The sequence below is a fragment of the Ruminococcus sp. genome (genome assembly GCF_017549005.1).
GTDB lineage: Bacteria > Bacillota > Clostridia > Oscillospirales > Ruminococcaceae > Ruminococcus.
Window position 1 is genome coordinate 1 of sequence record NZ_JAFYYT010000006.1, and the last position, 12,584, is coordinate 12,584.

Consider the following 12,584-nt stretch of genomic DNA (forward strand, 5'->3'; position numbering starts at 1 on the left):
CCAGCGCGGATCAACAGACTGAGCCACGCAGGGCGAGAAGTTCCACATCATATGACAGAGCTTTGCTTCGTCCGCGGTTATAAGTCCCACCTGATATGCAAGCTCCTCATCGTTTGCTGCACCCTGTCCGATATTGTGCGGGAAATATACTGCATCTCTGCAATAATTAACTCCGTGAACATCGTCCTGACCGTAGATATATGGTATACCTGCCTCTGATTCAACAGCTGCATTCTGAAAACTGTCAACGGTTTCGCGCCATGCGTCGGAATCAATACAGCCGACGGTAGAAAGTATGCTGCCGTAGTCATTGTTCTTCATGTCTTCCTCGGTGACATTATAAACGGCAGGCTGGACCATCTGAGCAGCTTTCTGTTTAGGTGTCAACAGTGCCACTATCTCCTCGGGAGTCATAGCAGCGTATGTCTTATACTTCAGCGTATCAGATCCGAACTCTGCCTTAGTCGTATTTTCAATTGCAGTTTCGGAAGCTGCTTCAGTTCCTGCTGCAGATGATTTTGTGCTTTTCTGCGAGCATGATACTGCTGAAGCAAGTAATGCCAGCGGAAGTAATAATGCTGTTGCTTTTTTCATGTTTTTTCCTTTCTGTGTTTTTATAATAATTTCGGACATTATGAATATTTAGTCTGTCAATAAATATTAATTATTATATCATATTTTGAAAATAAATGCAAATAATTGCGTTGTACTGTTATGATCTCCAAATAAGGATCGCCGCATAGCCTGAAGTCGTTAAGCCAAGAGGTGGGATTCTTCTTGCAGGAAGGAGATAAATTAAACCACTAACCGAAAAGTCAAGACCGCAGTCTTCGGGCTGCGGTCTGTTCTTATATGCGTTTCACAATAATCGTCAGTTAAGTTGAAGCTTATGCATTCGCACTGTTTGCAGCAGCTGCCGACGCAGCAACAGCAACACACAATACAGCTTCCTGTGCTGCAATGATTGCAAGTGCAGAAGTAGATACAGCAGCCTGCGTATTATCGGTATCTCCGTAAAGGTCAGCTGTAAGCATGGCTGCGTGCATGAGTCTTGTCTTCTTATCGAGGCTTAATGTTCCGTAGCCCTTCTGACCGCTGAGCTGACTGTCTATATCTATAACAGTATCTATAAGTTCCTTTTCGTCTGCTTCTATCAGGGATATTGCCGCAAGTGCCAACAACTCATAGTGCTTGCCGAACTTATGGCCTGATTTCGCTGACATATCAAACATTCTCAGCATTCTGCCCACCTTTTCCTCAGGGACTCCGTCTGTTATTGCAAGTATATGTGATACCGTCTGAACAGCATTCTTGTCGGAGAACTTCTTTCTGAGAAGATCATAGCACTTTTCAGCGTCGTCTGTGAGTTCATTATCGCTTTTTTCCGAAAATGCCATAAATCCAGCCATTATACTGTCCTCACTTGATGTGAGTATCGGGTGCTCTTTTTTCATCATGTCATAAATAGCACGTCCTCTTGCCGCAATACGGTCAGCTTCTTCCGTTGTTGCCTTCTCAGCAAGGAGAGCAGCCAGTAATGCAAGGTATTCCGATCTCCTGAAGTGACTCTTGAGTATACCGTACATATCCATTACCTTTTCAAACTGAGCTTCGGGCTCATCAGCAACACAAAGTTTTGCTGCAAGCACAGGAAGTATAGTTCCTTTAAGGTAAGACGCAAAACCTGCATTTTTCTTAATGATATTCCTGCATTCGCGAAGCTTTTCAGTGTCAGCCCTGACACCTGCCGCACAGAATACATTTGCTGCAACAGGGTAGATATATGAGCTTTCAAGTTTTATAGCCTTTCTGATAGTATCTCTGTTTTCTATAAATTCCTTTGTGATCTGCATTGCATTATCTTTCATTTTAATTACTCCTTTAAGCATCGTAAGTTTTCTGCCTCTGTGATCATAGTATACCACATCATTGCGATGTTGTCCTTTTTTTAATATTACCGTATATTACAATTCTGAAAGGATCCCGTCAGCGGCTATGATAAAAATACGGTCTCCTCATAGCTGACGCACCTGAAAAATGTGCAAGCTCTGAGGAAATCATTCCGTTTAAGGAGCAATTTGGAGATTACAATATGGTATTTTTGGGGAAAAGCAGCTAATATCTTACCGTCACTGCCGCGGATATAAAAATGCGGAACTGAACCAGGAGTTATGATCTTAACGACGCTTTCCAGCGTACCAGAAAGCAGAGCGGGACGGAAGTCCCATATATCATAGTCCTCATAATGTTGTTACCACTATAAAAATATTCTTCTTTGTGCGGTATGAATAGAGCTTTGTCATATAAAGTCAGATTTATGAATATTATTCAGTGACTAAATCGCTGCAAATGCGAAAGGAGCAACTGAAATGAGAAAGACACACAGAAAAATAGTCAGCGGAGCATTACTGTGCGGCTGTGCTTTGTTCACACTGTACGGAGCATCACGAATAGCTGAGAGAGCCGAGAACGGAGCATTGCCCGTATCAATTACAGATATGGAAAATGAAACACCCGTCGTGATTTTGGACGCCGGGCACGGAGGCATAGACGGCGGCTGTACCTCGGCTGAGGGCGTTCCCGAAAAGGGGATAAACCTTGACATACTGCTTCGGCTTCGTGATATGCTGGAAGTCAGCGGCTACGAGGTCAGGGTGACCCGTGACAGTGACAGATCGATACACGATGAGGGGATAGAGGGTATAGCGGCGCAGAAGAGCTCGGATATGGACAATCGCCTTGCTATTTTCAACGGTAGCAGCAATGCTGTGTGCGTGTCCATACATCAGAACCAGTTCACAGACCCTAAGTACAGCGGAGCACAGATGTTTTACTCCGGCAGCAACAGTACCAGCGAAGTTCTTGCGCGAATGCTCCAGGACCGCTTCAGGAGTCTTTTGCAGCCTGGCAATGACCGTGAGATAAAGCTTTGCGGCAAGGAGCTCTTTCTGTGCTATTTCAGTGAAAATCCCACAGTTATGGCTGAATGCGGCTTTTTGTCAAATCCTGAGGAGGCGGCTCTGCTGAATACGGAGGAGTACAGAGGCAAGGTAGCATTCACGCTTTTCAGCGGCATAAGCGATTTTATCAACAGGAAGAAATAGTCATTCGGGGAGCTGCTGTACATTCTTAAAACAGCTTTTTATTGACAAATAGGCGTAAAATGATATATAATGTTAGCAGAATCACACGGAATGCAGAGGTGACACTGTTGGAAGCATTTATCAAGTACCATGCAAAAGAGCTGATTATTGACGGACTGAAAACATATATTATTTCGCCTGAATATTATGAAAGCATTTTAAATGATGAGGATTTGTTTGAAAAGCTGGGTATTTGCGGCACTTTTAAGGACATGGTTCCCGTTCTGATAGGAAATGCAGGGCAGATAAGCTCGCCTGATGTAGGTTTTGCGTTTGTTAGGCATGAAAACCGGAAAAAGTTTATCTGGGAAGCGACAAATGTATGCGAATACAATGGACATTATTATCATGTGAGTATAGGAAACGGCTGGATGTGCAGAAAATGCGGATACGTCCACAAGGAAATGATGATAATGCCAAAGGCTGAATCCGAGCCGTCATTTCTTGAAATGAAATATCTTTCAGCTTTTGAGGTCCCTGATATTTTTCGGAAGCTTCCCTGCAAAAAATGCGGGAATATATTGCAGAATCATTTGCTGATTATCGGATAAACGCTGATTTACGCCAAAAGAAAGCGAAGGTGAAAGCTATGGGAATCAAATTTGTTACAATAGGCTATTATATCTGCGCCAAAACGGAAACGCCCTCATATTTGGGGATAAATTCCGACAGCTTCATTTCCGTGAGCGACTGCCTTTGTGACCATGAACCGCAGATAGTTTACAGTCACGGCTGGAAGCCCAACGGTGACAAGCCCGAATACATAAACAGTTATTTTTCCGACAAGGAAGAGTACTTGAAAATGAGTGATGAGGCAGAAACGCTTTTTGAAAATGATCTTCTGGGTATGGACGGAAGATTTATGCGTAAAAAGGACGCGGTTTACTTCTATGAGAAGTATTTCGCAAAATCCGGCTTTACGCTGGTCTCTGCAAGTACTAAAGAAGAGTATGCCGGACTTACTGCCGGAAATTTAGATATCAAAGTCTTTGAAAGCTGCACAGCCGAGGGAGAGCTTATCGGCTGCGACATAATAGGCTGGGATATATCGGGATTTCACTCATTCATGTGCAATTCTATACATAAGGACTTTGACGATATCAGCTTCAACAGATACGGTCTGCTTGAGGAAAGCTTTGAAAAAGCGGAACAAATATCAGAAAAGATACAGGGAAAGGGCGAACCTGTGGACTGGATACCGGTAATTATTCATAAGCTATAGCTTCAGGAGTAAAAAATGGGAAAACAGGTAAATTACTACATGGATTTCAATGATTTCCTTACGCTTGCCAAAACTGCACTGGACTGCGGCTGTCTGGCATACAAACAGGTGATGTCGGACGGAAAAGTCAAGATAATCGGCGGAAAGACCATGGATATGTTCACACCCGATCACAGCAACTATTATTTTCAGGTTCCCGGTACAGGTGGTATGGACATAGATGAATGCTTTGAAACTGAGGATATTTCCATGATAATGAGTCCTGATCTGATCCAGGCAGGCTTTTCTGTACCTATATTTTCAAAGCTTGAACTTTATAGGAACAGGATATATGTCAGCTCCGGAGCATACGATCAGAACGGCATCTGGATACCCCGTCCTGAAATTGTTACGAAGGTGTATGACAAGCTTGCAGGATCAGCAAAGAAAATAGCGCCCTATACAGAATTTGAGCATTACGTGGTCAACTCAATGTTTGAGGGGAAGCTTTTTAAAACCAGGACATACATTTCGCCTTCGATTTTAGAGCTTGTTGTAAAAAACAATTTCAAATTGGGCTGAAATAACAGCAAAGCCGCTCTGTATGTACAGAACGGCTTTGATTTTTATCCCTTATACATCAGCGCCACCGCATGAGCTGACATTCCAAGCTTTTCGCCTGTGAAGCCGAGGTGCTCCTCGGTGGTTGCCTTGACGCTTATCTGCGAAACGTCGCAGCCGCATACTTTTGCGATATTCTCGCGCATTGTCAGTATGTGGGGCGCAAGCTTCGGCGCCTGAGCGATAACAGTAGCGTCGATATTGCCGATCTCCCAGCCCTCGGCTCTGACTCTGCGGCAAACCTCTTCCATGAGCTTCATACTGTCCGCGTCCTTGAAGCTGTCGTCGTTGTCGGGGAAGAGATGACCGATATCGCCCATAGCGAGAGCTCCCAGCATTGCGTCCATAATGGCGTGAGCAAGAACGTCCGCGTCCGAGTGTCCGAGAAGTCCCGTGACGTGAGGTATCTCAACTCCTCCGAGGATAAGTTTTCTGCCCTCAACGAGCTTGTGAACATCATAACCGTGGCCTATTCTGAACATTTTTTTCTCCTTTCGTGGTCGTTTACCTGATGAGTATTCCTGTGGTAAATAAAACTTAACGCATTAATTATGCCGTGTCCAAGGCAAAGGGTTCATAACCCTTTGGACAGTCCTTGCAGAGTCCGGAGCAGCGCTCCGAATACGAAGGCGCCTTGCAGACAACAGAATCTTAGCTAATTCTTTGCTGTTTCAACTGCTTTTTCCGGGGCATTGTCCGTTTTCCCGAAAAGCAGCTTCAGAACTATCGGCGTTACAATGCTTGAAACTATGATAAGCAGTATAACTGCCGTAAAATACGAGGAATCTATGATACCGAGACCAAGTCCCTTGTTTGTGATGATAAGAGCAACTTCTCCTCTTGTCATCATGCCTGCGCCTATTTTGAGGCAATCCACCCAGCTGTACCTGAAACACTTTGATGCAAGTCCGCAGCCGATGATCTTACTGAGCATTGCCACAATGACAAATCCTATGGAAAAGACTATCATACTCGAGTCGATATTGCTGAAATCGGTCTTTAGTCCGATACTTACGAAGAAAACCGGAGCAAAGAACATATATCCGTTGATATTTACACGGCGGTCTATGTACTCAGCGTCACGGACGTTGCAGAGGATAATGCCTGCGATGTACGCGCCTGTGATGTCGGCGATACCGAAGTATTTCTCGGCAACATACGCCATGAGGAAGCAGAGGGTTATAGCGATTATAGGTATGCGCCTTGTATGAGTATGCCTGTCGTCGTAAAGCTTGAAGAGCTTATAGATAACGAAGCCAAGCACAACTGAAAGCACGAGGAACAGGAATATCTTTCCCGTAACAAGGAGAGTGTTGCTGTCAGGATCCTTGAAGCCCAGCACGAATGTGAGCACGATGATACCGATAACGTCGTCGATTATAGCGGCGCTGAGGATCGTCTGTCCCACACGGCTCGTGAGCTTGCCCATTTCCTTGAGCACCTCCACGGTTATGCCAACAGAAGTCGCCGTCATGATACAGCCGATGAACACAGCCTTGAAGAACTCGTCCGTACCGAATCCCGAGAAGCCGTAAACGCACATATACAGCAGACTTCCGCCCACAAGCGGGACAAAGACTCCCACGCAGGCGATAAGAAAGGCGGCAAAGCCCGACTTTTTCAGTTCCTGCAGATTTGTCTCCAGACCTGCTGAGAACATGATGAGTATAACGCCTATCTCAGCCATCTGACTGATGAATTCCGTTGGCTGTACCAGATTGAGCGTAAGACACGGACCGATAACAAGACCCGCTATTATCTCGCCCACCACCATAGGAGCCTTGCATTTTCTTGCAAGAAGTCCGGCGGCTTTGGCGAAAATGAAAATAAGTGCAAGATCCTTGAGGACCTTATAGGTTTCCATACATATTCATATCCTTTCACAAATAAAAGGAGCAAAAAGCTCCCCATTACTCCTTATTATACTATTAAACCTTACGTTTGTCAACATTAGTGAACAGTTAACAGCGAGTTTGGTGACCAGCAGGGAACGCCGCCATGCTTAGCTCTTGAATCTTAGTTCTTGGCTCTTTGTTATTAATTCTGAAATCTTTTTTTCTCAATGGACAAAAAAAGCTTGACAAGCTCCGGAAGAAATGATATAATAATTGAGTATCGTGTAAAAACGCTACTATTATTATCCTTGCCCGCAGTAAGTTGTCGGGCATGATCCCAGAAGGAGGTGTGCTAAATGGCAAAGGTATCCGCTAAGTATGAAGTAATGGTTGTTTTCAGCCTCAAGAACGGCGAGGAGCCTATGAAGGCTCTCGTAACCAAGTTCAAGGAGAGAATCGAGCGTCACGCCGAAGCTGTTGAAGTCAACGAGGATTGGGGTAAGCGTAAGCTTGCATATCCTATCGAGGACGAGACAGAGGGTTACTATGTGATCTATACATTCCAGTCACAGCCCGATTATCCCGCTGAGCTTTCAAGACGTCTCAACATCACAGACGGCGTTCTTCGTTCACTCGTAACAGTTGTTGAATAATTCTACTTCATTATTTAGGAGGCGGTCAGATGAATAAGGTCATTTTAATTGGAAGGCTCACTGCCGATCCTGAGCTCAGACAAACACAGAGCGGAATCGCTTCATGCAGATTCACCGTAGCTTGCGACAGAAGATTTGCCGACAAGAATACAGGTGAGAGACAGGCTGATTTTATCAGCTGTACAGCATGGAGACAGACTGCTGAGTTCGTTTCGAGATATTTCAGCAAGGGTAAGCTCATCTGCGTAGAGGGCTCCCTCAGAAATAACAACTATCAGGATAAGAACCACCCCGACGTAACACACTACACTACTGATGTGCAGGTGGATAATGTCGAGTTCGTAGGCGGCAAGGGCGAAAGCGGCGGCAATGGCGGCGGCTACCAGAACGGCGGCGGCTACAGCGCTCCCCAGAACAATTACAATAACAATTATTCCGCTCCTCCGCAGCAGGCAGCTCCACAGCAGCCCGCAGCAGGTAATGACAGTATGTCTTACGGCAACCTCAGCGATTTTGAGGAAATACTCAGCGACGGCGACGTTCCGTTCTGAGTGAGTTAACTTTACTTTATTACGATAGGAGGAAAAGTCATGGAAAAGGAAAGAAATGCCCGTCCTGCAAAGAAGCCCCGCAAGAAGGTTTGTATGTTCTGCGCAGACAGGATCGAAAAGATCGATTACAAGGATCTTACAAAGCTCAGAAAGTGCATGACTGAAAGAGCTAAGATTCTTCCAAGACGAGTAACAGGCACTTGCGCTTACCATCAGCGTGAGCTCACAGTTGCTATCAAGAGAGCAAGACACATCGCTCTGCTTCCTTATATCAGCGACTAATTCATAAATTCAAGGGAGGCATTTTGCCTCCCTTTTTGCATATTCATTTCTTTTGACGTTTTTATCATATGTATCCGCTCCTTACGGCATCGTTGAAGGAGCGTATTCGACAGGTCTATCGGTCGATATTCTGTACGGCGAGCTCTCCGTCCCTGCGGAAGAGAAGAGAGATGCACCATACTGCCGAGATAGCTACAAGAATGTAGACGGCACGGCTGAGAATGCTTCCTGCGCCTCCGAAGAGCCATGCTACCATATCAAACTCGAAAATACCGACCAATCCCCAGTTTATTCCTCCGATCACCAGAAGAATAAGAGCAATTTTGTCCCACATACTGAGAACACCTCTTGATTCGGGATTTCTGACGCACAGCGTCAGTGACCGCTGACTGCGGCATAGTGCGCGTTTCAGCGGTACAAAGGTATTATCACCGAAAAAATTCCGTCTATTCATTTTTGAAGGAGAAAATTATGGTTTCATCAATTTTTTCATTAACTGATATTGACAAAAAGACATGGATACTCATAGCAGTCGCCGCCGCAGCCGCTCTGCTCCTTGTTCTTTACATATGCGTCCACTTCAGCAAGGGCAAGCGAAAGGGAAGGGCTGCCGAGAAAAAGGTGGGAAAATTCCTGAAAAAGCTGGGGAAATCCGACCATATCAGGATAATAAACAATGCCTACCTCCCTCTTTACAACAAAGCCTGCGAGGTGGATCATCTCGTTTTCGGACGCTTCGGAGTCCTTGTTGTGGAGACTAAGGGCATTTCGGGCAAGGTAACAGGCAGCGGCAAGAACCTCACCCATACCATAGGCAGCAAGACCCACAAGCTCTACAATCCGCAGATGCAGAACAAGACCCATATCGACAATGTGGTACATCATCTGAAAAAGGGCGGTTTCGACAAGACTCCCGTAAACGGCGCGGTAGTCTTTGCCGCAAAGGATATCGAGTTTCCCTCAGAGCTCGGAACAGACCTGAAAGGACTGGAAAAGCTGTACAAGTCGCTTCCCGACGCAGGCTGCAACCAGGACGTGCTGTACAACTACTTCCACGATATGCAGGTAAGGAACCCTCTCAAAAAGGCGTGGATAAAGACCCGCAAGAAAAACGACTGATACAGGCAGTATGCCAAAGGAGTTTATTATGAAAGCAAAAAGGTTAATAGCAGCCGCAGCAGCTGCACTTATCGCGATTCCCTCAGCTTTTCACGCTGACTGTCTGAAAAAGACAGCAGATGCCGCAAATATCCCCTCAGTCACATTCACAAATTTTGACAGCCGCATAAACGGCGGCGAACCCATTCGCGGAGTTGATATATCGTCTGTTATCTCCGTTGAGGAAGCTGGCGTGAAGTTCTATGACGACAAGGGCAATGAACAGGATATCTTTCAGACCCTTGCCGACCACGGCGTTAACTATATCCGCGTAAGGATATGGAACGAACCTCACGACGACAACGGAAATACCTACGGCGGCGGACACTCAGACCTGGAAACTGCCGCAAAGATAGGCAAGAGAGCTGCCGAGCACGGTATGAAGCTCCTTGCGGATATACACTATTCCGACTTCTGGGCAGACCCCTCAAAGCAGACCCGTCCAAAGTACTGGCAGCCCCATGACCATAACAAGCTAAAGGGCGAGATATACAACTGGACATCATGGGTAGTGAAGTATCTTACCGAAAACGGCAGCGATATCGGCATGGTACAGGTGGGCAACGAGACCGAGTGCTTCTTCTGCGGAGAAAAGGATATGTACAAGATATGCGACCTTTTCTCCAGCGGCGAAAAAGCTATACGCGACTTCGACAAGAATATCCTCATAGCTCATCATTTTGCCAATGCAGGCAACGGACACTTCGGCTGGTATGCACAGGTAATGGACGAGTGCAAGCTCGATTATGATATTTTTGCCTGCTCGTACTACTCCTACTGGCACGGCTCTCTGGATAATCTGCAAAAAACTCTCACGGACATCGGAAACAAGTACAACAAGTACGTTATGGTAGTCGAGACCGCCTATCCCTACACTGATAACGACGGCGACGATTTCGGAAACAGTGTAAGCTCAAGCACCGGCGGAATCGACCTGAGATACGATATATCGGTTGACGGACAGGCAAAGGCTCTTGCAGACGTATTCCAAACCGTGGCAAACTGTAACGGACACGGTATCGGCGTTTTCTACTGGGAGCCTGCATGGCTTGGAGTTCCCGATATCTCATGGCAGGAGCAGAAGCAGCACTGGGAGCAGCAGGGCTCGGGCTGGGCGACAGTCTACGCTAAGGACTACGACAGCGGAGCTACAGAAACAGGAGGCTCCTCATTTGACAATCAGGCGCTTTTCGACTTCCACGGCAAGCCGCTGGAGTCCCTTGACCTGTTCCTCAACATCTATCCTCAGAAAAAGCCTGAAACAACAACTACTACGACAACGACCACTACCACTACGACAACAACAACTACTACAACGACAACAACGACCACTACTACCGCCGAGCCTACGGAAACAAGGGAGATAATACTCGGCGACATCAACAGCGACGGAGCTATAGACGTATTTGACGTAATAGCGCTGAGGAAGGCAGTACTGAAAGGGGAGAAGTCGGCAGAGCTTGACCTTAACGGTGATAATGAAGTCGGCACAGCAGACCTTGTAAAGCTGCAAAGTTATATCCTCGGAAATAAGGACAATGACCTCACAAAAAAGACCATAATCGTAAAGAAGAACGGATAAACGCAAAGCCGCTGCAATTGCAGCGGCTTTTTGTTACTATAAAATAAAAGCGGGGATATCTGACGGCTTTTCCGCAATAAACACAGCTCCTTCAGCTTCAAGCTCGGCGCGTCCGCGGAAGCCCCATGTACAGCCGATAGAACCGATATCTGCATTTTTGGCGGTCTGTATGTCAACATTGCTGTCGCCTATCATATAAACATCGAACTCCACATCCGGAAGGGCTTCGTATATCTCATATATAACGGCAATATCAGGTTTTTTCGGCCTTTCATCGGTTCCGCCCAGTATACGTATGAAATCTATATCCGGCAGCAGTTTTCCGATCATCTCTTTTGCAACTTTTTCGGGCTTATTGGTAGCTACAGCAAGGACGACTCCGTACTTTTGGAGCAGCCTGAGCGTTTCGTGTATACCGTCGTAGAGCCTGGTCTTGTCGAGATAATGGACTCCGTAGTACTCGCTGAACAGACTGTGGAGCTCCGCAGCCCTGTCCTTTTTGTCATCTGGGAGGGCTCTCTCGCAGAGCTTTTTTGCACCGTTTCCCACCATTTTCTTATACGCCTCGTAGTCATGGGTGGGACAGCCAAGCTGCTCAAGCCCGTAGTTTACCGCGTCACCCAGGTCACAGATAGTATCCGCGATAGTTCCGTCAAGGTCAAAAACAGTCAGTATCATACTTGTTCTCCCATGAGCCTGCGTATCTCATCGGGAGTAAAAACGTACTCCTTACCGCAGAAATGGCAGCTTACGGAAGTATCCTTGCCCTCCTCGGCAATTGACTTCAGCTCGTCCTTTCCGATACTGATAAGAACTCTCTCAGTGCGCTCGCGGCTGCAGTCGCATTTATATACAGGAGAAGCAGTATCGAGGACATTGGGCTCCAGCCCTTCAAGGAGCATATTCGCTATTTCCTCGGGAGTTATGCCCTCGTCCAGCATAGCCGATACGGGACGTATTTTCGCAACGTTCTTTTCGATTATATCTATGCATTTCTCGTCTGCAAATGGGAGAAGCTGCACAAGGAAGCCGCCTGCGGCTTTTACAGTAAGGTCGGGATTAACGAGGACACCGAGGCTGCAAACTGTAGGGATCTGTTCGCTTGTAGCGTAATAGCTTGCGATATCCTCGGCAATTTCGCCCGAAACGAGGGGGATAACACCCACATAGGGCTCTTTCAGTCCCATATCCTTGACTACCGAGAGAGTACCGTCCCTGCCCACAGCTCCGCCTACATCGAGTTTTCCCTGAGCGTTGAGTGGGAGCTCAACAATTGGGTTGTTCACGCAGCTTTTCACGTTTCCGCGGCTGTCCGCAACTGCCACGAGCTGTCCCGAAGGGCCTCCTCCGTCCACGCGGAGAGTAACGCTGTCATCGTCGCCCTTGAGCATATACCCCATGAGGGAAGCGGCTATAGTAAGCCTTCCGAGACCTGCTGTGATAACAGCTGAGGTCTTGTGTATGCGTTCGATCTCCGAAACTATATCCTTAGCGTCAAGTACCTCCGCAAAGGCTGAGCCGTCTGCGGATATCGCTCTGTATAAATTACCCATTTCCA

The 12,584-nt window shown here is 46.6% G+C and carries 16 protein-coding genes; 9 read left to right on the top strand and 7 right to left on the bottom strand.

The genetic code is table 11. The annotated features are described in order from the left end of the window. Together IKW96_RS02520 and IKW96_RS02525 are read right to left on the bottom strand one after the other, a co-directional pair. A partial coding sequence (locus tag IKW96_RS02520; RefSeq protein WP_296569935.1) for a glycoside hydrolase family 3 N-terminal domain-containing protein occupies window positions 1-594 on the bottom strand: 594 nt, incomplete at its 3' end. A gap of 293 nt (window positions 595-887) precedes the next feature. Beyond that, window positions 888-1,868 carry a DUF4003 family protein gene (locus IKW96_RS02525; RefSeq protein WP_296569937.1) on the bottom strand — a complete coding sequence of 327 codons (981 nt, stop codon included), beginning with the start codon at window positions 1,866-1,868 and terminating at the stop codon, window positions 888-890. A 501-nt stretch (window positions 1,869-2,369) separates the two neighbouring features. On the opposite strand from IKW96_RS02525, the gene IKW96_RS02530 reads away from it, so the two are divergent. The 4 genes from IKW96_RS02530 to IKW96_RS02545 all read left to right on the top strand — a co-directional run bounded on the left by IKW96_RS02530 (window position 2,370) and on the right by IKW96_RS02545 (window position 4,926). Continuing rightward, the gene (locus IKW96_RS02530; RefSeq protein ID WP_296569939.1) at window positions 2,370-3,104 is read left to right on the top strand and encodes an N-acetylmuramoyl-L-alanine amidase; all 735 of its coding nucleotides are present in this window, start codon (window positions 2,370-2,372) and stop codon (window positions 3,102-3,104) included. 107 nt (window positions 3,105-3,211) lie between these two features. Continuing rightward, window positions 3,212-3,694 carry a hypothetical protein gene (locus IKW96_RS02535; protein ID WP_296569944.1) on the top strand — a complete coding sequence of 161 codons (483 nt, stop codon included), beginning with the start codon at window positions 3,212-3,214 and terminating at the stop codon, window positions 3,692-3,694. A 38-nt stretch (window positions 3,695-3,732) separates the two neighbouring features. Next, complete coding sequence (locus IKW96_RS02540) at window positions 3,733-4,365, top strand: hypothetical protein (RefSeq protein ID WP_296569946.1); 633 nt, start codon at window positions 3,733-3,735, stop codon at window positions 4,363-4,365. 15 nt (window positions 4,366-4,380) lie between these two features. Further along, the gene (locus tag IKW96_RS02545) at window positions 4,381-4,926 is read left to right on the top strand and encodes a hypothetical protein (protein WP_296569948.1); all 546 of its coding nucleotides are present in this window, start codon (window positions 4,381-4,383) and stop codon (window positions 4,924-4,926) included. Between the two features lie 44 nt (window positions 4,927-4,970). On the opposite strand, the gene ispF is transcribed toward IKW96_RS02545, so the two are convergent. Both ispF and IKW96_RS02555 read right to left on the bottom strand, forming a co-directional pair. Then, complete coding sequence (gene ispF / locus IKW96_RS02550; protein ID WP_296569950.1) at window positions 4,971-5,447, bottom strand: 2-C-methyl-D-erythritol 2,4-cyclodiphosphate synthase; 477 nt, start codon at window positions 5,445-5,447, stop codon at window positions 4,971-4,973. A gap of 173 nt (window positions 5,448-5,620) precedes the next feature. Beyond that, a complete protein-coding gene (locus IKW96_RS02555) occupies window positions 5,621-6,829 on the bottom strand; it encodes a cation:proton antiporter (protein ID WP_296569952.1) in 1,209 nt (402 codons plus the stop codon). 327 nt (window positions 6,830-7,156) lie between these two features. Between IKW96_RS02555 and rpsF the strand changes: the two genes are divergently transcribed. From rpsF to rpsR, 3 genes are read left to right on the top strand one after another with little or no spacing between them, the layout of a single operon-like run. Further along, the gene (rpsF, locus tag IKW96_RS02560; RefSeq protein ID WP_296569954.1) at window positions 7,157-7,453 is read left to right on the top strand and encodes a 30S ribosomal protein S6; all 297 of its coding nucleotides are present in this window, start codon (window positions 7,157-7,159) and stop codon (window positions 7,451-7,453) included. Between the two features lie 29 nt (window positions 7,454-7,482). Further along, window positions 7,483-8,004 (top strand): single-stranded DNA-binding protein, encoded by a 522-nt coding sequence (locus IKW96_RS02565; RefSeq protein WP_296569955.1) that lies wholly within the window; start codon window positions 7,483-7,485, stop codon window positions 8,002-8,004. Between the two features lie 39 nt (window positions 8,005-8,043). After that, window positions 8,044-8,286 (top strand): 30S ribosomal protein S18, encoded by a 243-nt coding sequence (gene rpsR / locus IKW96_RS02570; protein ID WP_295077096.1) that lies wholly within the window; start codon window positions 8,044-8,046, stop codon window positions 8,284-8,286. Between the two features lie 115 nt (window positions 8,287-8,401). Here the strand turns inward: rpsR and IKW96_RS02575 are convergent, their stop codons facing one another. After that, a complete protein-coding gene (locus IKW96_RS02575; RefSeq protein ID WP_296569958.1) occupies window positions 8,402-8,620 on the bottom strand; it encodes a DUF378 domain-containing protein in 219 nt (72 codons plus the stop codon). Window positions 8,621-8,757: 137 nt separating this feature from the next. Between IKW96_RS02575 and IKW96_RS02580 the strand changes: the two genes are divergently transcribed. Beyond that, window positions 8,758-9,405 carry a nuclease-related domain-containing protein gene (locus IKW96_RS02580; RefSeq protein WP_296569960.1) on the top strand — a complete coding sequence of 216 codons (648 nt, stop codon included), beginning with the start codon at window positions 8,758-8,760 and terminating at the stop codon, window positions 9,403-9,405. Window positions 9,406-9,433: 28 nt separating this feature from the next. Beyond that, the gene (locus IKW96_RS02585; RefSeq protein ID WP_296569963.1) at window positions 9,434-11,026 is read left to right on the top strand and encodes a glycosyl hydrolase 53 family protein; all 1,593 of its coding nucleotides are present in this window, start codon (window positions 9,434-9,436) and stop codon (window positions 11,024-11,026) included. A 36-nt stretch (window positions 11,027-11,062) separates the two neighbouring features. On the opposite strand, the gene IKW96_RS02590 is transcribed toward IKW96_RS02585, so the two are convergent. Together IKW96_RS02590 and hslO are read right to left on the bottom strand one after the other, a co-directional pair. Beyond that, window positions 11,063-11,704 carry an HAD family hydrolase gene (locus tag IKW96_RS02590; RefSeq protein ID WP_296569965.1) on the bottom strand — a complete coding sequence of 214 codons (642 nt, stop codon included), beginning with the start codon at window positions 11,702-11,704 and terminating at the stop codon, window positions 11,063-11,065. Next, window positions 11,701-12,579 carry an Hsp33 family molecular chaperone HslO gene (gene hslO, locus IKW96_RS02595; RefSeq protein ID WP_296569966.1) on the bottom strand — a complete coding sequence of 293 codons (879 nt, stop codon included), beginning with the start codon at window positions 12,577-12,579 and terminating at the stop codon, window positions 11,701-11,703. The genes IKW96_RS02590 and hslO overlap by 4 nt, the downstream gene beginning before the upstream one ends. Window positions 12,580-12,584 lie beyond the last annotated feature (5 nt).

Coding starts and splice junctions, on each gene's coding strand:
- IKW96_RS02540 (WP_296569946.1), top strand. CDS start 3,733: ATGGGAATCAAATTTGTTACAATAGGCTATTATATCTGCGCCAAAACG.
- ispF (WP_296569950.1), bottom strand. CDS start 5,447: ATGTTCAGAATAGGCCACGGTTATGATGTTCACAAGCTCGTTGAGGGC.
- IKW96_RS02545 (WP_296569948.1), top strand. CDS start 4,381: ATGGGAAAACAGGTAAATTACTACATGGATTTCAATGATTTCCTTACG.
- IKW96_RS02575 (WP_296569958.1), bottom strand. CDS start 8,620: ATGTGGGACAAAATTGCTCTTATTCTTCTGGTGATCGGAGGAATAAAC.
- IKW96_RS02555 (WP_296569952.1), bottom strand. CDS start 6,829: ATGGAAACCTATAAGGTCCTCAAGGATCTTGCACTTATTTTCATTTTC.
- IKW96_RS02585 (WP_296569963.1), top strand. CDS start 9,434: ATGAAAGCAAAAAGGTTAATAGCAGCCGCAGCAGCTGCACTTATCGCG.
- IKW96_RS02530 (WP_296569939.1), top strand. CDS start 2,370: ATGAGAAAGACACACAGAAAAATAGTCAGCGGAGCATTACTGTGCGGC.
- IKW96_RS02580 (WP_296569960.1), top strand. CDS start 8,758: ATGGTTTCATCAATTTTTTCATTAACTGATATTGACAAAAAGACATGG.
- IKW96_RS02565 (WP_296569955.1), top strand. CDS start 7,483: ATGAATAAGGTCATTTTAATTGGAAGGCTCACTGCCGATCCTGAGCTC.
- hslO (WP_296569966.1), bottom strand. CDS start 12,579: ATGGGTAATTTATACAGAGCGATATCCGCAGACGGCTCAGCCTTTGCG.
- rpsF (WP_296569954.1), top strand. CDS start 7,157: ATGGCAAAGGTATCCGCTAAGTATGAAGTAATGGTTGTTTTCAGCCTC.
- rpsR (WP_295077096.1), top strand. CDS start 8,044: ATGGAAAAGGAAAGAAATGCCCGTCCTGCAAAGAAGCCCCGCAAGAAG.
- IKW96_RS02590 (WP_296569965.1), bottom strand. CDS start 11,704: ATGATACTGACTGTTTTTGACCTTGACGGAACTATCGCGGATACTATC.
- IKW96_RS02525 (WP_296569937.1), bottom strand. CDS start 1,868: ATGAAAGATAATGCAATGCAGATCACAAAGGAATTTATAGAAAACAGA.